The sequence below is a fragment of the Agarivorans sp. Z349TD_8 genome, assembly GCF_050870825.2.
Classification (GTDB): Bacteria; Pseudomonadota; Gammaproteobacteria; order Enterobacterales; family Celerinatantimonadaceae; genus Agarivorans.
On record NZ_CP194037.2, the window covers coordinates 2,436,924 to 2,456,681 of the forward strand.

Sequence of the window (19,758 nt, forward strand, 5' to 3'; positions counted from 1 at the left end):
AGGTTATTTTAAGCTCTCCAAACGTAAGGCGATTTGTTGTTGCCGACCTTTGTCTGCCAGCGGTCGATCTGGCCGAGCTGCGGCTTGCTGGGCGCGGGTTAAATATTCAATGGCCTGTTGCTTACGGCCATCTTCAGCCAAAAAGTCACCATAAAAATAGTTTGGGTCAATCCCATCGGGATTAAGGGCTAGTGCTTGTTTAAGCATCGCTTCTGCCTTGTCATCGTCGCCAAAACCGATTGGCCATCCTGGCACTTTGTAGTATAGCGAACCTAAGCTGGTATAGGCAGAGCCATCTAAAGTTTTTGGGTTTTTATCAATTACTTGCTCTAAGAGTTGCTTCGCTTCTTTGGCTAAACGTAATGCGGATAAACCGCCTTTGGCGCCAGCTAGTGAGGCTTTGTTAATTGCTAACCAAACTTGTAACTCCAAATCCTTGGGATCGTTATTTACGGCTTGATAGTTGAGCTCGATGAGTTGTTCAAAACATTGTACTTGTGCTTTGTTTGGTTCAACTTGGTATTGGCAATGCGCCCAGTCACTTTGGATCTGTGGTAAGTTGTCGTTTGCAGCGAATGAAGCGCTGCTAGCGAAAAGGCTACTCACAAGTAAGCCGCTTAAGGTAAGAGTCGTTTTCATTGTATGTTCCTTGTTTATTGGCTGTTGTGATTAATGAATTGGTGGATTGTCGCCTGTTGTTTACGAATCGAGTTTGCGACCAGCGACGGGAATATTTGATTCACTCGAGCAAATAGCTTTTCTGGCCAACCGATCCATTTCGCACGGTGTTCATGCTGGAGTATATTCAGCACATGCTGTGCAACAATTTGCGGTAAGTCGCTATGGTTGCCTAATTGTTGGTTGAGTTGACAAACTGCATCGCTATTGAGTTCGGTGTCGGTGGCGCGCGGCGCAAGGTAAAGCATTCTGATTCCGGTACCATCCAGCTCTCTATCCATGGCTTCACTAAAACGATGTACGCCCGCTTTTGCGGCGCAATAGCTTGCGTAGCCTGGATAGCCGATCGAGCCAAAAGTGGAACCAATGTTAAGAATGATCCCTGGGCGGCTAATCCAATCCAAAGCTGCCTGACTTAGTATGATTGGGGCCATTAAATTTAGCTGCATTTCTTGTTGTAGTGACTCAGTGCTTCGTTGCCTGAGAAAGCGAAATTGATTGCTACCAGCATTGTTGATCACAACACTAATCGTTTGCCCCTGTTGTTGGTAGTCAAGCGCCACAGATTTGAGCCGTTTGATGTCGTGAGAGGACAGTAAGTCAATACTTAAACTCTGGTGTCGTTCAGGGGCGCTAAGGGATTGGCGCAGCACTTCTAGCTTTTGCTGATTTCTTGCCACTAACAATAACCGTGCACCTTGCTCACTAAGTTGCTTTGCGATGGCTTTTCCAATCCCGCCAGATGCGCCTGTTAGTAACACTGTTTTGTCTTGAATAAGCATTTCTTATCCTTATGCTGCCTGCTCGGCAGCACTAATATTGAGCTCTCTTAACATCTGCCCGTAGAGTGAAAACACCATATTGGCCGAATCAATAATGACCTTTTGATCATCCTGATCTGTGATTTGATTCATTAACTCTTCAAAAAATAAAATGTGCTGTTGGTCTAACTCACTATGCGAAAGCAAGTAACTAAGAGCTTCATCGGGAAGGTCAAGCGTGCTCTTCACTAGCTTTGCTATCTGAGCGCCAACTCCCACGCTAGTGCCTTCCAATACCCAAACCATGCCAAATAAAGCCAAAGGATTATGACGATCAATCTGGTGATACAGGTAGGCAACCATCAGCTCGATAGCTGGGCTCACTTTACCTTGGGCTTGATTGTCTCGAACTAGTTGGGCGTTGCCATGACAAGCTTCGATATCATTCAAGATCCACTCATGATGACCTTGTTCTTCGGTAATATATTCTGCGATTGCTTCTCGTACCCACTCGTAGTCCGCTGATAGTCGGCCACCGCAGGCCATGAGTAAGGGCACGGTATGTTTCACATGGTGATAGGCTTGAGTGAGAAAGGCGAGGTACATTTCGCGATTAATTTCCCCGCGACTACAAGCAGCGAACACTGGCGCTTGTAACATTTGTTGTTGAGCAGCTCGGGTTTGTTGTTGTAAGGTTTCAAAAAAAAGACTCATTGGACTCTCCTGCAAATTTGCTTAGTTGATTTCGGTTATTTGAATATGGTCGAGTGCGTCACTTGGCGTATCCAAGACTTCCTGTACCCATTGTTCAAGCACCATTCGTTTGGGTCGACCGTTAGCGGTGAACCATTCTTGATGAGAATAAAGTGATGGAATCGCTATCACTCGCTTGATTTGCGCGTAATCGGGGAGCTTTTGGTTGAGTACTTGTATACGTTGGTTGATGTTTGCTTGGCTCTCAGTGACCGCAGTTAGAAAAGCTTGGGCATCTCCGGTTATGATGAATGGGCGACCAGCAAAATGACTCTGCGCTTCAGATTCAATCCACTCTGGAGAAATATTGCGACCAAAACTAGTAATAAGCTGGTTTTTCTTACGGCCCAGTAATGTGACAAATCCCTGATCATCTATGGTGGCTAAATCTCCGGTTGCGAGCCAAGGGGCGGTGAAAGCCATACCTAAGTAACCAAGTGCAATATTACCTTTTACCAGCAATTCACCGTCATCGGCTAGCTTGACTTCTACATGCTCTAATACTTGGCCGCAGCTCCCAGGTTTATACGATTTCTCGGTGTTAATACATACCACTGAGCCGCATTCAGAAAGACCATAGCCCTCATAGGCTGGGATCGAAAGTTGATGAGCGAGCTGGATAAGCTCTGGCGCAACGCGAGCCCCGCCAACAGCAACAAAGCGTAACGATTCTGCCAACTGAGCTTGCTGTTGAACCAGTTGGATAAGCGCCATTAATAATGCGGGTGTCAGCACCAAGCTATTGGGTTTCTCGCGTATTAGGGCGCTGGCAAAAACGTTAGCTTCAAATCGACTGGAACCATGTAAACCGAGGCTCTGGCCATGATAGATCTTCGCCGTAACACCGAGTAATAGCGGAACATAAACCCCAGTAATATTTTCTAGTAAGGTTGATAAAGGGAGTAACACTAAATGTTGCTCGCTTTGATCTCGAATTTTGTCGGCTAAAACTTCGCTGACTCGTTGTAAGTTTTGCTCGCTAAGGCAAACCCCCTTTGGGTTCCCGGTCGAGCCAGAGGTAAAGGTAATTTTGCAAGTCTGTTTTAAGGGAAGCACCGCTTGTGTCACTGGTCGTCGATAGGCGGCTAAACCTGCAATTTGTAAGTCTAGTTGAGCGTATTCAGGCCAATCGCCAATTAATAAGTCAGCAGCTGATTGCTCAAGACTATGTTCGACTTGTTGTGCTGCAAAGAAGGTCGGAATGGGGATGATTACCACCCGAGCCTGCATCGCTGCTAAGTCGGCGATCACCCAGTCTAAGCAGTTTTCTGCTTTCAAGGCGATGGCATTCACATTTAGCGAGACGATACTTAAGGCTGCGGCATCAACTTGTTGTTTTAGTTGGCGATAAGTTAAGCTACTTGCTTGACCTTTAACATCGTGACCGATAAAAGCAAGTTGATCAGGGTGATCATTAGCGTGGCGGCTAATTGCTTGTAAAATGCTGTTCATTTAGAGACCTATCTGTTGCATATTTGTTATACCCACGCGACTAGTTAGGTGGTTTAATCCCACTTGCAGATTACCTGCGAAGATCCGTGGTTGATGTTGGTAATAACTCCCCCAACGTTGTTTTGCTCTTGGGACTCGTTGTGGATCCGCTTCAGCAATCAGCGTAGGGACAAGACCAAGGCGCTTCATTAGGGCGTATAAGGGATCTGTTGCGGTGAATATGCACCAAGCAAACCCACGCTCAACTAAGGCTTCAGCCATCAATAAAAAATGTAAGGGAGAAGCGCCTTTGGTAAAAGATGCGAGCTGGCCGAACTCAATTAATTGGTTTCGCTTGATGCTTTGATTGAACGCTTTTGAGAGCAACAGCTCTGCTGTTTGATCTAAGTATTGTTCCAAAAATAAAGGCTCATGATTGGCGAGGCGATAACCGCATAAAGATTTGATTTGACCGTTTTCGGTCAGAGCCATATAAGTGGGCATGAACGAGTCTAGTTTGGCATCAAAAGCTTGTTGGTATCGAGTGGTTATATACTGAATAACTTGCTGCCAGAGTGGGTGGGCAGCCGTGATAAATTCCAAACTTACCGAGTCTCGTTGAAAGTCTTGATTCATTCGCTAACCTCATCTTCATCATTTATTTAAAGATAAGGGGGGAAACTTAAGAAACGCTTAAGAAATGATGGATTAATGTAGGTATTGTAAGTTACAGATTGTTAGATAAAGTTGCGTGAGATTTTTCGAACTCGGGATTCAGAGCGAGTGCCGCTTTTAAAATATGAGTTAGGTGACTTGATATTTAGGCAAGTGTGGTCCGGGTAAGTACAGGCTAAAGGGCCGGATTAGGCGATATGCATATTGGCTGTCCAATTGAGCTTATCGCAAACGGGGGAGTGGTCACCGTGCTGCCCACTAATATCAGCGAGCAGCTCCTTAAGGGATGCTACAGCTCGGTCTTGTCGGCAAACTCACATAAATCTTCAATCATGCAGGAGCCGCAACGCGGCTTTCGCGCAACACAGGTATAGCGGCCATGCAGAATGAGCCAATGATGCACATCAACTTTAAATTCTTTGGGTACAACTTTAAGTAATTTTTGTTCGACTTGCTCAACATTTTTGCCCATGGCAAATTTTGTACGGTTTGAAACGCGATAAATGTGAGTGTCGACAGCTATGGTTGGCCAGCCAAAAGCCGTATTGAGCACAACATTCGCCGTTTTCCGCCCCACACCGGGCAGCGCTTCTAAGAATTCTCGATTTTCAGGCACCTTTCCCTGATGCTGATCGATTAAGATCTTACAGGTCTTCAGTAGGTTTTCAGCTTTAGAGTTATATAAACCAATGGTCTTAATGTAGCTTTTCAGCGTGTCTAAGCCGAGTTCTAAAATAGCTTTTGGCGTATTGGCCACTGGGAATAGCTTAGCCGTTGCCTTATTTACTGACACATCGGTTGCTTGTGCCGATAGTAATACCGCGGTTAGCAGCTCAAAAGGGCTTGAAAAATTAAGCTCCGTTGTGGGATGCGGGTTATCGTTACGTAGTCGCGTTAAGATTTCTCGTCGTTTACTGTTATTCATTGTGTTGAAGATCTTCCATGACTAAGTCAGTGGCTTGTTGTTTGGTTTTTACTCGATGATCGATGATATTCTTCAAGGCGATAATAAACCCCATGACTAAGAAAGCGCCCGGCGGAAGGATCGCAACTAGAAAATGTTCGTTAAAATTGATGACTTGTACATGTAAAACCGATGCCCAGTCACCCAGTAACAGCTCGATACCTTCAAACAAACTGCCATTGCCTAATAGTTCACGAATGGCCCCAACCAGAGTTAATACTAACGCAAAACCTAAACCCATCATTAAACCATCGAAGGCTGCGGCGGGGACAGGGTTGCGAGCCGCAAATGCTTCGGCACGGCCGATAATAATGCAGTTAGTCACAATTAAAGGAATAAAGATCCCCAGATTTTGGTACAAGCCATAGCTGTAGGCATTCATTAATAACTGAACGCATGTTACAAAAGAGGCAATAACCATCACAAATACGGGAATGCGAATTTCTTTGGCGACCCATTTCCGGATCAATGACACGGTCGTGTTTGAGGCGATAAGTACCAACATGGTGGCAAAACCTAAACCTAAAGCGTTACTGATCGTAGACGTCACCGCGAGCAGGGGACATAGGCCCAGTAATTGAACTAAACCGGGATTGTTTTTCCATAGCCCTTGCCAAGCTATTTGTTTGTAATCACTCATCGCTTTTCCTTCGGGTTAACAATCAACAGCAGAGATGCCGATGGTTTGATGATTTTTGGCATGATAAATCAAAGCTTTCTTAACCGCCTTAACTACAGCTCTAGGCGTTATGGTTGCTCCGGTAAAAGCGTCGAATTGACCTCCATCTTTTTTAACTGCCCAACGACTATCATTTTCATCTAACAAGAACTGTTGATTAAATTGATAAATCCAATCCGATTTACGGGTTTCTATCTTGTCACCTAAGCCTGGAGTTTCATTATGTTGGACAACTCGTACCCCACTTATCTTACCGTTTGCCTCAACCCCAACTAACAAGGAAATTGCACCGCCATAACCATCAGGTGCAGTAATTGGGTATACATAGGCTTGAACTTGGCCTTTGTTAGAGATCACACGAATGGTTTGCGCCTTATCACTCCCTAAGTACCCTAAATTAGTGTCGATATAACATTGCTGCTGATAGGCAATACTCGTTAATTGAGTGGGGAGAACTTCATTCATCGATTTTCTACGTTGCTGTTCAATCTGGTGCTCGATTTGTGGTGCAGTAAAGTAGTTCACCACGACGACTAGCAAGGTGCAGCAGAAGGCAAAAGTGGCCAACATAATGGCATTGCTGCGGATGGATTGGCTCTTAGTGCTCATGTTTGTTTCCTTCGCCGTATCCGTAAACTTTTGGTTTGGTAAAATGGTCAATCATTGGCACCGCCATGTTACTCAGTAAAACCGCAAAGGCTACGGCATCAGGATAGCCGCCGTAATTTCGGATCAGAAAGACGAATAAGGCGACTAAAGCACCATAAATAATCCGGCCTCGGTTGGTTGTGGAAGCACTGACCGGATCCGTCAAAATGAAGAACGCGCCAAGCATTGTTGCGCCAGAAAAGAGCTGTAGCAAGATTGGCGTCGTATGATCTGGGTTAATTGCGTTAGAGATTAAACTTAGTAACAATAATACTGATAAGAAAGCCAAGGGAATATGCCAGCGAATAACTTTCAAGTAAAGTAGCGCTACACCTCCGAGTAAGTAAGCGAGGTTTATCCACTGCCAACCAACACCAGCTAAGGCGCCATAGATTGCTTTACTTGCGATCTCTGATGAGGTGAAGCCAAGCTTGAGCTGGGTTTTCATTTCATCGAGTGGAGTGGCAATGGTATGTCCATCGATGCTGGCAATTTGTTTTAAGCTAAAGCCGTCGACAGTGAAACCATTAAAAATTAAGCCCAAACCGTCAACACTGTTAAATGATTCGTGTAATAAGGCCTGGGGTGGCATCCAACTGGTCATGCTGACTGGAAAAGAGACCAGCAACAATACATAAGCCGCCATGGCTGGATTAAAAATGTTATGACCTAAGCCGCCATATAAGTGTTTGACCACGATAATGGCAAAGCAAGAGCCTATTAGAGTCATCCACCAAGGCGCATAAGCGGGTAGGGCTAAACCGAGTAATATTCCGGTGACTAATGCGCTGTTGTCACTTAACGTTGGCCATAGGGGACGTCGACGTAGTAACAGTATTAATGTCTCACTTGCTATCGCGATGCTACTTGCTAACAGCACTTGCACTAATGTGCCGATCCCAAATTGGTAAGTTTGTACCAAGAAACCGGGAACAAGACATAAAATAACCCAAAACATCAAAGTCTTGGTTTTTACAGGCTTGTGTACAAACGGCGAGCTTTGCAGGGTATTACTGGTCATTTGGCTTGGTCTCTTGTGGTTTGGTTTGCTCTGCACGTTTCTTCGCTTTAGCCTTGGCGCGAGCAACTGCAGCGGCCACCGCAGGATTCGTCGACTTAGTGGTGGCAGTTACCTTGGCATCGTCTGCGACTGGCATTTCTGTTTGCGCCGTATCGGTTGCGGCTAGCTTTTTAGCCTTGGCGCGGGCAATTGCTGCAGCCACCGCTGGATTAGTCGATTTGGCTTTGACAGCTACCTTGGTGTCGTTTGCGACTGACGTCTCTGTTTGTGCTGCGTCAGTTGCCGCTAGCTTTTTAGCCTTGGCGCGAGCAACTGCAGCGGCCACCGCAGGATTCGTCGACTTAGTGGTGGCAGCTACCTTGGCATCGCTTGCGACTGGCGTTTCTGTTTGTGCAGCGTCGGTTGCCCCTAGCTTTTTAGCCTTGGCGCGGGCAATTGCTGCAGCCACCGCAGGATTAGTTGATTTGGCTTTGACTGCTACCTTGGTGTCGTCAGCGACAGGGGTCTCTGTTTGCACCGTGTCGGTTGCGGCTAGCTTTTTAGCCTTGGCGCGGGCAATTGCAGCGGCCACCGCAGGGTTAGTCGACTTAGTGGTGGCAGCTACCTTGGTGTCGTTTGCGACTGGCGTTTCTGTTTGTGCCGTGTCGGTTGCGGCTAGCTTTTTAGCCTTGGCGCGAGCAATTGCTGCGGCCACCGCAGGGTTGCTTGATTTGGCTTTGTCACTGTGGCTTTCAGCTTGAGTCTCGTTTGAATCACTAGAGGCCTTGAGTCCTTGTTCTTTAGCCAAACGGCGCTGTTGTTTACGAGCTTCACGTTCGGCGATTGCTTGTTGATTATCGGGGATCCATTCTCCGCTGGTCGTTTGTATCGCTGCCGGAGCTTGAGCTTTCGATTGTTTTACCCGCGCCAAGGCCGCAGCAACAGGATCAGGCTTGTTGGCCGAAGAGTTGGCATTGGTTTGCTCTTGTCTACGGAGCGCAGCTTGTTGATGTTTGGCTTTTCGCTCTAATTTATCTTTTTCTAAACGCGCGAGGCGGGCTTCAAAACGTTGTTTGGCAATATCAGCTTCTTGTTTCGCTAGATCTTCGGCTCTAATTTTAGCTTTGGCAGTGCGGTAGTGCTGCACTAGCGATATTTGACTGGGACAAACAAAGGCACAGGCACCACATTCGATACAATCCATCATGTTGTAGCTGCGGGCTTTGTTGAGCTCATCCGCTTGGCTAAACCAGTAAAGTTGTTGCGGTAATAAGCCCATAGGACAAGCTTGAGCACATTCACCGCAGCGAATACAAGGGGATTCCGTCGCGGCTGCTTGTGGGTGGTTGACAATTAAACAGTTACTGGTTTTTACGATAGGAGCCTGATTATTGGGCAGCATGAACCCCATCATCGAACCGCCCATAATTGTCGGAGTATTGTTGGCGACTTGCAGTTTTTCACTCAATATATGTGCGACGCTGGTCCCGAGGGGTAGCCAGTAGTTAGCTGGCTGCTCAACCAAATCTCCGGCGATAGTTACGATTCGAGAGATCAATGGTTCACCGATATCAACTGCACGATGAACCGCATAGGCAGTTCCAACATTCTGCACCAACATTCCTAAATCGATAGGTAGTTGACTGGCAGTGACTTGTTGTCCGGTTAAAATTTCGATCAGTTGTTTTTCCCCGCCAGAAGGGTACTTGGTGGGAATGCTACGGATGATGATCGAATCATTGGTGTGCTTGCTTAAGGCTTCAATTGCTTCCGGTTTATCATTTTCAATGGCAATAATTGTTAACTTCGGCTGCAGCGCTGTTTGTAATATTTGTACCCCTTTAATGACTTCGGCTGGGTAATTGCGCATTAAACAGTCATCAGCCGTAATATAAGGCTCACATTCGGCGCCGTTAATAATGAGTATATCTAAGGGCTTATGTGGGCTTATTTTTAGAGCCGTGGGGAATCCAGCTCCGCCCATACCGGCAATCCCAGATTGATGGACTCGCTGGCAAATAAGTTCTGGGGTTTGTTGATTTTGGCTAAGGGGGGCAGGCCAAACCGCATCTCGTTGTTGTTCATCGACCTTAATCACGATCGCTAACTCTGGAATCGCTGAGGCGTGCGCTGTGACACGAGGTTCTATCGCAACAATGGTACCGGAGCATGAGGCATGCACCGGAGGCGCTTGATAAAACTGCGACTCATTTAATGCTTGTCCACGGAGTACTTTTTGGCCGACGACAACTAATAATTTGGCAGCGCTGCCAATGTGTTGCTGTACAGGAATGGTGAGATACTCCGGGTTCGCCAGCCACTCTGGTTTTTCGCAATTAATCAGCTGTTTATTGGTTTCAGGATGAACCCCACCTTGGTAGTTCCAGGTAAAGCCTTGTTTTATTTTTTCTAGCCAAGCCACCATCTATTTCATTTCCTCAATGATTGAGACGTCAATTTGGTTTAATTTCCAATCCCAATTTTTGGTGGTTGTCTCAATTGGACGCATTTCGATACAATCAGTTGGGCAGGGGGCAACGCACAACTCGCAACCGGTACATTCTTTTGCGATCACCGTGTGCATGTGTTTATTGGAACCCATAATCGCGTCTACTGGACAAGCTTGAATGCACTTGGTGCAACCGATACAAGCATCTTCAATAATAAAGGCGACTTTTTTACGGTCGTCTTCTTTCACTGCAGCTGCATCTAAAGGGATTGCTTCCACACCGAGTAAATCTGCGATTTTAGCGATAGTTTCGTCCCCGCCGGGAGGGCACTTATTGATGGGCTCACCATTGGCGATGGCTTCGGCGTAGGGACGACATCCAGGGTGACCACACTGGCCACACTGCGTTTGCGGCAATAAGCTTTCGACTTGATCCGCAATTGGATTGCCTTCCACCTTATATTTAATTGCGGCATAACCAAGAATGGCGCCAAATACTAAGGCCAATAGAGTAATGGTAATTAAGGCTACTAACATGCTGTGGTTACTTAATTAGGCCGGCAAAACCGACGAAGGCTAAAGACATGAGTCCAGCGGTGATCATCGCGATCGCAGCCCCTTTAAAAGGGAGGGGAATATCGGCAACGACTAAACGTTCGCGCATGGCAGAAAATAGTATCAGTACTAATGAGAAACCGACCGCAGCCCCAAAACCATAAATGATGGACTCAAATAGATCATGCTGCTCATTTATATTTAATAGCGCCACGCCCAACACCGCACAGTTGGTGGTAATTAAGGGTAAATAGATCCCCAATACGCGGTGCAATGCGGGGCTAGCTTTTTGGACAAACATTTCCGTAAATTGAACCACAACTGCGATCACAAGGATAAAACTCATGGTACGCAAATAGGTGATATCTAGTGGTGCCAAAATATACTGTTCGACCAGATACGAGCACATAGAAGCCAGAGTCAATACAAATGTAGTGGCTAATGCCATTCCTATAGCGGTTTCTACTTTGCTAGAAACCCCCATGAAGGGACACAGGCCCAAGAACTTAACCAGTACAAAGTTGTTAACCAGTACGGTACTAATCAATAACAACAGATATTCAGTCATTTATATAAGATGCAGCCAAACAAAAGCGTATTATCCCCGTTTGTGGTCTTTATAACAACCGTGAGATCACTGTGGAAAAAGGCCATAAATTTTGCCGTGATTTGTGGAGCATTTTTAGGCAAACAGATCAGCTTTTTTAGCTTAGCTTGATCTTGATCATTTGATTTTGCTTTAACGTTTAAACTTCTCGACTACCATATCTAGTGGGAACTACAATTCTCAACCACAATATATGGTTATCCGATCATCCAGATGCTTTTTTATACAATATCGACAGCTAAGCCTTTGGTAGCGCGGGTTCCGCAATTTTCTAATGAATGAGTGAGTAAAATTGGAGCGTAAATCGTGAAAACAGTCGTGATCAAGCGAGACGGAAGCCGTGTACCTTACGACGCTAAACGGATTGTTGACGCCGTATTGAAAGCCGCAGAGGCTTTAGGCGTAAAAGATAATCTTGTCGCATTACAAATAGCGCAGCAGGTGACCGAACAATTTATCAATCTGGCAGAAGTTGATATCAACGACATTCAAGCCTCAGTTGAAAATTGCCTGATGGAAAATGACAATAAGACTTTGGCTCGCGCCTATATTGAGTATCGTCATGATCGAGATGTTGCCCGCGACAAACGTAGCGTTTTAAATAACGAAATCAGAGGACTGGTCGAGCAAAGTAATGCCGCCTTGCTTAATGAGAACGCCAATAAAGATAGCAAAGTGATCCCGACTCAACGTGATCTTTTAGCCGGGATTGTTGCAAAGCATTATGCGAAAACCCATTTGTTACCTCGAGATGTTGTTAAGGCTCACGATAGCGGTGAGATCCACTTCCATGACTTAGACTACGCTCCATTTTTCCCGATGTTTAATTGTATGCTAATTGACCTTGAAGGCATGCTCACTGGTGGTTTTAAAATGGGCAATGCTGAAATTGAGACGCCAAAGTCCATTTCTACAGCAACTGCGGTGACAGCGCAGATTATTGCTCAGGTTGCGAGTCATATTTATGGTGGCACGACTATCAATCGAATTGATGAGATTCTGGCGCCTTATGTTCTCAAAAGTCATGAAAAGCATTTAGCTACTGCTAAACAATGGGAAATAGCGGATCAAGAGGCTTATGCGAAAGCACAAACTGAGAAAGAATGTCATGATGCTTTTCAGTCTTTAGAGTATGAAGTGAATACTTTACATACAGCCAACGGGCAAACACCGTTTGTCACCTTCGGTTTTGGTTTAGGCTCCTGTTGGGCGGCACGGTTGATTCAGCGCTCAATTTTGCAAAATCGTATTGCAGGTTTAGGCAAAAATGCCAAAACCGCAGTATTCCCTAAATTGGTCTTTGCGATTAAAGATGGTTTAAATCATAAGCCTGAAGATCCGAGTTACGATATTAAACAACTTGCCTTAGAGTGTGCATCCAAACGAATGTACCCTGATATTTTGAACTACGACAAAGTCGTTGAAGTGACCGGTTCTTTTAAAACCCCAATGGGGTGTCGCAGTTTCTTGGGACCTTATCAAGAGGGCGGTAAAGAAGTCCATGATGGTCGAAATAACCTCGGTGTTGTCAGTTTAAATTTACCGCGGATAGCCATCGAAGCAAAAGGGGATGAACAACGATTCTATGAGTTGTTAGACCAACGATTAAGTATCGCCAAGCAAGGTCTTGATACCCGAATAGAGCGTCTAAAAGGGGTGAAAGCCAAAGTTGCTCCTATTTTATATATGGAAGGAGCTTGTGGTGTTCGCTTAAACGCCGAAGACGATGTCTCCAAAATATTTGAAAATGGTCGAGCTTCTATTTCATTGGGTTATATTGGTCTACATGAAACAGTAAATGCTTTATATGCTGATGACCAACATGTTTACGATAGTAAACAGTTACGACAAAAGGCCCTTGGGATCGTAACGGCGCTGAAACAAGCAACTCTGCGTTGGGAGAAAGAAAGTGGGTATGCTTTCAGCTTGTATAGTACGCCTAGTGAGAATTTATGTGACCGTTTCTGCCGTTTAGATGCGAAGAAGTTTGGGGTGATAGCAGGAGTCACGGATAAAGGTTATTACACCAATAGTTTCCATTTGGATGTAGAGAAACAGGTCAATCCCTTTGATAAGATCGACTTTGAACAACCTTACCCTGCGATCTCTAGCGGCGGGTTTATTTGCTATGGTGAATATCCAAATATGCAACATAATACAGAAGCCCTAGAAGACGTTTGGGACTATAGCTATGATCGGGTGCCTTATTATGGGACAAATACACCGATTGATGAGTGTTATGAATGTCATTTTACGGGCGAATTTAACTGTACCAGCAAAGGCTTTGAATGTCCTTCATGTGGCAATAGTGAAGCCAGTAAGGTATCGGTTATTCGTCGGGTTTGCGGTTACTTAGGTAGTCCTGATGCACGTCCGTTTAACTATGGCAAACAAGAAGAAGTGAAACGTCGGGTCAAACATCTGTAAATGCATTATCTTAGCTACCATACGATCGACGTGGTGAATGGACAGGGTACGCGTTGTACCTTGTTTGTTGCTGGTTGTGAGCATCAGTGTAAGGGCTGTTATAATCAGAAGTCTTGGCGTTGTGATGCGGGGCATGAATTTACCGATGCCTTAGAACAGAAAATTATTGATGATCTAAATGACCCTCGAATTAAACGCAAAGGTTTAAGTTTGACTGGTGGCGATCCACTGCATCCTAACAACCTCGCAGCGATTAAACGTTTAGTATTACGAGTTAAAACTGAATGTATTGGCAAAGATATTTGGTTATGGACTGGTTATCGCTTAGCCGAGCTTAATCCTGCGCAACAAGATATCGTACGAATGATTGATACACTTATCGATGGTAAGTTCGAACAAAGCTTAGCCGATGCTAAGTTAGTTTGGCGGGGCAGTAGTAATCAGGTTATATATCAACACCCCTTGCGTGACTCAATGTATGAGCTTGGGTCGGGCAATTAAATAGCCTTGCAAGCTATCAACATACATCGATTCCAAAAGTTGTTTTTGTTCTAATGTCTCAACGCCTTGAGCGATAACTTGGCAGCCTAAGCGGTGCGACACTTCCACCAGCATACCGACCAGTTGCTGGTTGGATTTGTCATTTGCAAGTTGTTGCACTAAATCGCTGCTAATTTTTACATAGTTTGGCTTCAATTCTTTAAATAGCTTAAAAGAGCCGATCCCCGTACCAAAGTCTGCAATAGCGGTATGGCAACTGTTTTTCCTTAATATTTCGAACAATTTTTTTGCATTGCTTAAGTGCAAATTCAGAACTTCTTCTTCTAGTTCAAATACGACTCGTGATTGCAGGTTGGGGTATTTTGACAATTCTTGACTTAACCAAGTGCAAAAACTCGGTTCGATTAAAACTAACTTACTCAGGTTGATCCCCCAGCGATATTCTGCATTCTGTTCGGCGATGGTTTGCAATACATAAGCAAGGGTCGATTGTTCGAGTTTTGCAATTAACCCAAGACGTTCAGCCATAACTAAACATGTTTCGGTAGGCAATTGTTGCTGGTCTTCAGATAAGAAACGAATGAAAACTTCATGATAAGCGGGCATTGTACGATGCAGTGATTGAATGGCCTGAGAAGCGATACGAAAGCGCTGGTGTGTTAATAATGAACTGAGGGTCGTATGCCATTGTAGTTCGCTACTCTCGAGAGTATGGCTATCTTCGAGTACCAGCTCCCAAGCATTTGGAGAAAGACTTTGGGCGATTTCTAAGGCGGCATCTGCTCGGGTGATGATTCGCTCGATAGTATCCCCATTTTTAAATTCGGTGATACCGATGTAGGCGGCACTTTGCATTTGTTTACGATGACTCAAATCACTAAATGACGCGCTTAAGTTTTGCGCAACTTGACTGATTCGAGTCGCAGGTAGTCTTGGAATGATCAACGCAAATTCAGCGCCAAGCAAACGGTATAATAAGCTGTTGTGGTATTCTTTACGGTTGTAATCGATGATATTAGCCACTTCTTGTATATATTCATCTCCGGCTTGATGACCTCGCACTTTATTAATTTCTTGTAACTGAGAAGCTCTGACTAAAAATAGTACCGTATCTTTGAGTTCAGATTTTAATAGACTTTGCATTTTCTGGCGAAATGAATGGCGATTTAACTGGCCAGTTAAAGGATCTAATGCAACTTGTTTTTCTAATTGGCCAATCGCATGTTTTTGTTCGCGGATTTGCTGAGTGAGTTGTAATTTTTGTTCTTTAATCAATTCTCCCACGGAGCCTAATACGGGTTGTTCATCGACATAACGTTCGGTATTTAGTAGCGTTTTAAGTTTACTTTTTACGCGCGAGATTGAACGCAAGAATAGAAGGCTGGTTAATACATAACCAAATAAACAAATACCAGCAATGGTTAAATAGAGCTTAAGGTAGTTGTCGCTGACAAATTCGAAAGACGGCTTATAGTTAACCTGGTAATTGTCGACGGTGATCGTTTGTAGTTTTGTTTTATTGGGTTCAACCAGCTCTACCAACCAATGTTGGGGAGGGCCAACTAAGGCAAGGTTGTTATCAATGGCTAACTGCGTTGAAATAAAACTGAGTTTATGCTGCTCAAGCAGCTGTTGTAAGTAAGTTTGCTTGAGCTGTGCATCATCATTTAATTGCAGCTGTAGTAGGGTATTAATTTGTTGATTTTCGTGTGCTAAATCTTGCTTAAACAGTTGCACATGAACACTGACTAATCCACCCCATAAAGCGATAAATAAAAGAGCGTTTACAACAAAGAATGTTCTAAGGCCTTTCATAATCTACCTGTTCATTAAATCAGCAATATTTAATGATAATACATGTAAACAATAGACTTATCTATCAGATGGTTAGTGAATTGAGATCAACTAGCTAGAATAAACAATATTTAACAGAAGAGTGAGCTAGATAATGGCTCCCCAGGTTGGGCTTGAACCAACGACACATGGATTAACAGTCCACCGCTCTACCAACTGAGCTACTGGGGAATTATCAGCATTTACCTATGATAGTTTTGATGTGGCTCCCCAAGTTGGGCTTGAACCAACGACACATGGATTAACAGTCCACCGCTCTACCAACTGAGCTATTGGGGAATTATCAACACTATCTGCTTATATGATTGGCTCCCCAAGTTGGGCTTGAACCAACGACACATGGATTAACAGTCCACCGCTCTACCAACTGAGCTATTGGGGAATCATATAAGGTCTAACTTATTGTCATCAAGATTGGCTCCCCAAGTTGGGCTTGAACCAACGACACATGGATTAACAGTCCACCGCTCTACCAACTGAGCTATTGGGGAATCTTGATATGTACTAAAGCGAAACAGATTGGCTCCCCAGGTTGGAGTTGAACCAACGACACATGGATTAACAGTCCACCGCTCTAACCAACTGAGCTACTGGGGAATCGCTTTGCTTAAGTGCGGGGCGCATAGTAATAATTGCCCTGATAGCTGTCAACTAATTCTACCTCAAAAATGATAAATAGTGTTTGTTTGCTCAAACTACATCCACATATCACCCATCTTCGATCAAATCTTGCTCAGCGGTGATGAAAAACTGCTGAATTGGCGTCTGATGTAATTCGTTGTACGTAACCAACAAAGTCATGCTGGCTGCCTATCGTAAAGTAGTTTGTGATGCCTTGCCTAAAGTCTCGCGTTGTTATGTTTACTTACTGCAGAGCTGGTCGTTTATGCCTGTCTTAAATAATAGGCAGCGGTTAGCATTACCTTATGCTTGTATTGAATCGTTACCTTAAAACATGCGTCAATAATGGAAGAATAGTGGGGTGAGCCTAAATGATGTTGTTCACGAATCTGCCGTAAATTGAAATAGCCAACAACGCTCACTTTATTTAGGTGTCGAATAACAAAGGTCTTATACCTACACATGGCGCGAAAAAGTCGTTCTAACCAAATACCCTAAAACCAATTTGAAGGCTTGCTCTGCACTGCGCTTGTCACGCATTTAGCACCTGGCTGCCGTTTAATTCATAGCAAAAGTTTGCGGTGAGCTTAGGAAGATAGTTTTGTGAAGCTCTGTGACATCGGGTTTGCGATATTTTCAAAATTGCTTGCCAAAATTTTTTAAACTCGGTGTGTCATCATGGTTAAACTCTTGCGGTGCGCTACACTTTATTGCTGAGATTTATACACAATCCCGCAAAGCCTTTGGTTGTGGATGTTTCTATGACTTATCCACTGATTTTGTGGATAACTATGTGCATTAAAATATTATATCTGGCTGCAGGCCAATAAAGACGCGGGGTCAAGAGAAATTAAACGAAATTCAAAAATAAGCTTAACTCTATATATAACAAACACTTATTGTTATTTCTAGGATAAAAGCTCAAAATTCGACCGAGAAAATAAATATTGCATTTAACAAAAAAATCGGTGTGCATTACTTTTTGTTACAAGAAGTTTACTGTACACAATTCAGCAATTTCTGCTGTTAATTATACAAAACCGATATTCTCTACTGAACCGCAATAAATTGGCTGATAGCTATCGCGCGCTTATTTAAACTGAGCGACATTCGAGTAGAATGACGCTCATCTGGTTTTTAGTTGGTTATCGATTTATGAAAAAAACTTTCGATTTGGTTTCTGAATATACGCCTGCAGGCGATCAACCTAAAGCGATTGAAAGTCTAAATGAAGGCTTAGCAGATGGCTTAGCTCACCAAACCTTGCTAGGTGTCACTGGCTCCGGTAAAACTTTTACCATAGCCAACGTGATTGCCGAACAAAACCGTCCAACAATTATTTTGGCGCCAAACAAAACTTTAGCTGCGCAGCTATATGGTGAAATGAAGGAATTTTTCCCTCATAACGCCGTCGAGTTTTTTGTATCTTACTACGATTATTACCAACCAGAAGCCTACGTACCGACCACTGATACCTTTATTGAGAAAGATGCTTCGGTTAACTCGCATATTGAACAGATGCGACTCTCGGCCACTAAGGCGCTATTAGAGCGTAGGGACGTGGTGTTAGTTGCTTCAGTTTCTGCAATTTATGGTTTGGGAGATCCACAGTCGTATTTACAGATGATGTTGCACTTGAGTGTTGGGGATATGATTGACCAACGGGCCATTTTACGACGTCTCGCGGAATTACAATATTCTCGTAATGATGCGGCATTTCAACGCTCAACCTTTCGGGTTAGGGGAGATGTAATCGATGTTTTTCCTGCTGAATCCGATAAAAATGCTTTACGTATAGAATTATTTGACGGTGAAGTAGAACGACTCAGCAGCTTTGACCCGCTCACCGGAGTAGAAGAAGCTTCGATGGTCAGGGCAACCATTTTTCCTAAAACGCACTATGTGACTCCTCGCGAAACTATCGTTAACGCAATTTCTTCCATTAAAGAAGAGTTAAATGAGCGTAAAAAGCAGTTGCTTGACGTTAATAAGCTTATTGAAGAGCAACGAATTTCCCAACGGACTTTGTTTGACATCGAAATGATGAATGAATTGGGATATTGCTCTGGGATTGAAAACTACTCCCGATATCTCTCCAGTCGCGCCCCCGGCGAGCCACCACCAACCTTATTAGATTATCTTCCTGCTGATGGGCTGATGGTGATAGATGAGTCGCACGTCACCGTACCGCAAATTGGCGCGATGTATAAAGGTGACCGTTCACGAAAAGAAAATTTAGTGAATTACGGTTTTCGCTTGCCTTCAGCGCTGGACAATCGACCATTAAAATTTGAAGAATTCGAGTCGATTGCGCCGCAAACTATTTTTGTTTCGGCGACGCCGAGTACCTATGAACTTGAGAAAACTAATCAAGAATTTGTTGAGCAGGTCGTTAGGCCCACAGGGTTGCTGGATCCGGTCATTGAAGTGCGACCCGTTGCCACCCAAGTAGATGATTTACTATCAGAGATCCGAATTAGAACAGCGATTGATGAACGAGTGCTTGTAACTACGCTGACCAAGCGAATGGCCGAGGATTTAAGCGAGTATCTGGCAGAGCATCAAGTTAAAGTGCGCTATTTACACTCCGATATTGATACTGTAGAGCGGGTTGAAATCATTCGAGACTTACGTATGGGGATCTTTGACGTACTGGTTGGGATTAACTTGCTACGAGAAGGTTTAGACATGCCGGAAGTTTCGTTAGTCGCTATTCTGGATGCGGATAAGGAAGGCTTCTTGCGTTCAGAACGGTCTTTGATCCAAACCATTGGCCGTGCTGCCCGACATCCGCAAGGCAAAGCTATTTTGTACGGGGAAAAAATTACTGGTTCGATGGATAAAGCTATCTCTGAGACCAACCGACGTCGTGAAATTCAACATGCTTACAATCAAGAGCGGGGGATTATTCCGCAAAAACTCAACAAAAAAGTTGTCGATATTAGTAACTTTGGAAAATCAAAAGCGCTGCAAGCTACAGAACCACAAGCACAATATCGAACTCTGACTCCAGAGATGATGTTAAAGAAAATTGCTGATTTAGAAAAGCAAATGATTGGTCATGCTAAGGAACTTGAGTTTGAACAAGCCGCAAGCTTGCGTGATAGTATCGCAGAGTTACATCAACAACTTATTAAAATTAGTTAAAAAAAAGC

At 44.2% G+C, this 19,758-nt stretch carries 16 protein-coding genes and 5 tRNA genes; 3 read left to right on the forward strand and 18 right to left on the reverse strand.

Annotated features, from left to right (window positions below):
* Positions 1–3: 3 nt before the first annotated feature.
* From ACRRS1_RS11040 to rsxA, 12 genes are all read right to left on the reverse strand, one after another.
* A complete protein-coding gene (locus ACRRS1_RS11040; protein ID WP_432459378.1) occupies positions 4–639 on the reverse strand; it encodes a tetratricopeptide repeat protein in 636 nt (211 codons plus the stop codon).
* Positions 640–653: 14 nt separating this feature from the next.
* Entirely contained in the window at positions 654–1,460 is an 807-nt protein-coding gene (locus ACRRS1_RS11045) for an SDR family oxidoreductase (RefSeq protein WP_432459379.1), read from the reverse strand.
* A gap of 9 nt (positions 1,461–1,469) precedes the next feature.
* Positions 1,470–2,153 (reverse strand): TenA family transcriptional regulator, encoded by a 684-nt coding sequence (locus ACRRS1_RS11050; protein ID WP_432459380.1) that lies wholly within the window; start codon positions 2,151–2,153, stop codon positions 1,470–1,472.
* A 21-nt stretch (positions 2,154–2,174) separates the two neighbouring features.
* Complete coding sequence (locus tag ACRRS1_RS11055) at positions 2,175–3,644, reverse strand: AMP-binding protein (RefSeq protein WP_432459381.1); 1,470 nt, start codon at positions 3,642–3,644, stop codon at positions 2,175–2,177.
* Positions 3,645–4,259: a thermostable hemolysin gene (locus ACRRS1_RS11060; RefSeq protein ID WP_432459383.1), complete on the reverse strand. Its 615-nt coding sequence runs from the start codon at positions 4,257–4,259 to the stop codon at positions 3,645–3,647.
* A gap of 328 nt (positions 4,260–4,587) precedes the next feature.
* A complete protein-coding gene (gene nth, locus ACRRS1_RS11065; protein WP_432453136.1) occupies positions 4,588–5,223 on the reverse strand; it encodes an endonuclease III in 636 nt (211 codons plus the stop codon).
* The gene (locus tag ACRRS1_RS11070; protein WP_432453135.1) at positions 5,216–5,902 is read right to left on the reverse strand and encodes an electron transport complex subunit E; all 687 of its coding nucleotides are present in this window, start codon (positions 5,900–5,902) and stop codon (positions 5,216–5,218) included. Before ACRRS1_RS11070 ends, nth begins: the two co-directional genes overlap by 8 nt.
* A 15-nt stretch (positions 5,903–5,917) precedes the next feature.
* Positions 5,918–6,550 (reverse strand): electron transport complex subunit RsxG, encoded by a 633-nt coding sequence (rsxG, locus tag ACRRS1_RS11075; protein ID WP_432463191.1) that lies wholly within the window; start codon positions 6,548–6,550, stop codon positions 5,918–5,920.
* Entirely contained in the window at positions 6,540–7,610 is a 1,071-nt protein-coding gene (rsxD, locus tag ACRRS1_RS11080; protein ID WP_432459385.1) for an electron transport complex subunit RsxD, read from the reverse strand. Before rsxD ends, rsxG begins: the two co-directional genes overlap by 11 nt.
* On the reverse strand, positions 7,600–10,014 hold the full coding sequence (rsxC, locus tag ACRRS1_RS11085) for an electron transport complex subunit RsxC (protein WP_432467830.1): 2,415 nt from the start codon (positions 10,012–10,014) through the stop codon (positions 7,600–7,602). The genes rsxD and rsxC overlap by 11 nt, the downstream gene beginning before the upstream one ends.
* Complete coding sequence (rsxB, locus tag ACRRS1_RS11090; RefSeq protein WP_432453131.1) at positions 10,015–10,575, reverse strand: electron transport complex subunit RsxB; 561 nt, start codon at positions 10,573–10,575, stop codon at positions 10,015–10,017.
* 7 nt (positions 10,576–10,582) lie between these two features.
* The gene (gene rsxA / locus ACRRS1_RS11095; RefSeq protein WP_432453130.1) at positions 10,583–11,161 is read right to left on the reverse strand and encodes an electron transport complex subunit RsxA; all 579 of its coding nucleotides are present in this window, start codon (positions 11,159–11,161) and stop codon (positions 10,583–10,585) included.
* A 345-nt stretch (positions 11,162–11,506) separates the two neighbouring features.
* On the opposite strand from rsxA, the gene nrdD reads away from it, so the two are divergent.
* Both nrdD and nrdG read left to right on the forward strand, forming a co-directional pair.
* The gene (gene nrdD, locus ACRRS1_RS11100) at positions 11,507–13,627 is read left to right on the forward strand and encodes an anaerobic ribonucleoside-triphosphate reductase (RefSeq protein ID WP_432453129.1); all 2,121 of its coding nucleotides are present in this window, start codon (positions 11,507–11,509) and stop codon (positions 13,625–13,627) included.
* Positions 13,628–14,128 carry an anaerobic ribonucleoside-triphosphate reductase-activating protein gene (nrdG, locus tag ACRRS1_RS11105; RefSeq protein WP_432453128.1) on the forward strand — a complete coding sequence of 167 codons (501 nt, stop codon included), beginning with the start codon at positions 13,628–13,630 and terminating at the stop codon, positions 14,126–14,128. It abuts the gene before it with no gap.
* On the opposite strand, the gene ACRRS1_RS11110 is transcribed toward nrdG, so the two are convergent.
* The 6 genes from ACRRS1_RS11110 to ACRRS1_RS11135 all read right to left on the reverse strand — a co-directional run bounded on the left by ACRRS1_RS11110 (position 14,099) and on the right by ACRRS1_RS11135 (position 16,579).
* On the reverse strand, positions 14,099–15,943 hold the full coding sequence (locus ACRRS1_RS11110; protein ID WP_432467829.1) for an EAL domain-containing protein: 1,845 nt from the start codon (positions 15,941–15,943) through the stop codon (positions 14,099–14,101). The two genes, nrdG and ACRRS1_RS11110, sit on opposite strands and share 30 nt — an antisense overlap.
* A 134-nt stretch (positions 15,944–16,077) precedes the next feature.
* Positions 16,078–16,153 (reverse strand) — tRNA-Asn (locus ACRRS1_RS11115).
* Positions 16,154–16,185: 32 nt separating this feature from the next.
* Positions 16,186–16,261 (reverse strand) — tRNA-Asn (locus ACRRS1_RS11120).
* Positions 16,262–16,288: 27 nt separating this feature from the next.
* Positions 16,289–16,364: transfer RNA gene (locus tag ACRRS1_RS11125), tRNA-Asn, on the reverse strand.
* A 33-nt stretch (positions 16,365–16,397) separates the two neighbouring features.
* Positions 16,398–16,473 (reverse strand) — tRNA-Asn (locus tag ACRRS1_RS11130).
* 29 nt (positions 16,474–16,502) lie between these two features.
* Positions 16,503–16,579, reverse strand: a tRNA-Asn gene (locus tag ACRRS1_RS11135).
* Positions 16,580–17,758: 1,179 nt separating this feature from the next.
* Between ACRRS1_RS11135 and uvrB the strand changes: the two genes are divergently transcribed.
* Positions 17,759–19,750, forward strand: coding sequence for an excinuclease ABC subunit UvrB (gene uvrB / locus ACRRS1_RS11140; RefSeq protein WP_432467828.1), 1,992 nt, complete (start codon positions 17,759–17,761; stop codon positions 19,748–19,750).
* Positions 19,751–19,758: the final 8 nt, after the last annotated feature.

Coding starts and splice junctions, on each gene's coding strand:
- ACRRS1_RS11040 (WP_432459378.1), bottom strand. CDS start 639: ATGAAAACGACTCTTACCTTAAGCGGCTTACTTGTGAGTAGCCTTTTC.
- ACRRS1_RS11045 (WP_432459379.1), bottom strand. CDS start 1,460: ATGCTTATTCAAGACAAAACAGTGTTACTAACAGGCGCATCTGGCGGG.
- ACRRS1_RS11050 (WP_432459380.1), bottom strand. CDS start 2,153: ATGAGTCTTTTTTTTGAAACCTTACAACAACAAACCCGAGCTGCTCAA.
- ACRRS1_RS11055 (WP_432459381.1), bottom strand. CDS start 3,644: ATGAACAGCATTTTACAAGCAATTAGCCGCCACGCTAATGATCACCCT.
- ACRRS1_RS11060 (WP_432459383.1), bottom strand. CDS start 4,259: ATGAATCAAGACTTTCAACGAGACTCGGTAAGTTTGGAATTTATCACG.
- nth (WP_432453136.1), bottom strand. CDS start 5,223: ATGAATAACAGTAAACGACGAGAAATCTTAACGCGACTACGTAACGAT.
- ACRRS1_RS11070 (WP_432453135.1), bottom strand. CDS start 5,902: ATGAGTGATTACAAACAAATAGCTTGGCAAGGGCTATGGAAAAACAAT.
- rsxG (WP_432463191.1), bottom strand. CDS start 6,550: ATGAGCACTAAGAGCCAATCCATCCGCAGCAATGCCATTATGTTGGCC.
- rsxD (WP_432459385.1), bottom strand. CDS start 7,610: ATGACCAGTAATACCCTGCAAAGCTCGCCGTTTGTACACAAGCCTGTA.
- rsxC (WP_432467830.1), bottom strand. CDS start 10,014: ATGGTGGCTTGGCTAGAAAAAATAAAACAAGGCTTTACCTGGAACTAC.
- rsxB (WP_432453131.1), bottom strand. CDS start 10,575: ATGTTAGTAGCCTTAATTACCATTACTCTATTGGCCTTAGTATTTGGC.
- rsxA (WP_432453130.1), bottom strand. CDS start 11,161: ATGACTGAATATCTGTTGTTATTGATTAGTACCGTACTGGTTAACAAC.
- nrdG (WP_432453128.1), top strand. CDS start 13,628: ATGCATTATCTTAGCTACCATACGATCGACGTGGTGAATGGACAGGGT.
- ACRRS1_RS11110 (WP_432467829.1), bottom strand. CDS start 15,943: ATGAAAGGCCTTAGAACATTCTTTGTTGTAAACGCTCTTTTATTTATC.
- uvrB (WP_432467828.1), top strand. CDS start 17,759: ATGAAAAAAACTTTCGATTTGGTTTCTGAATATACGCCTGCAGGCGAT.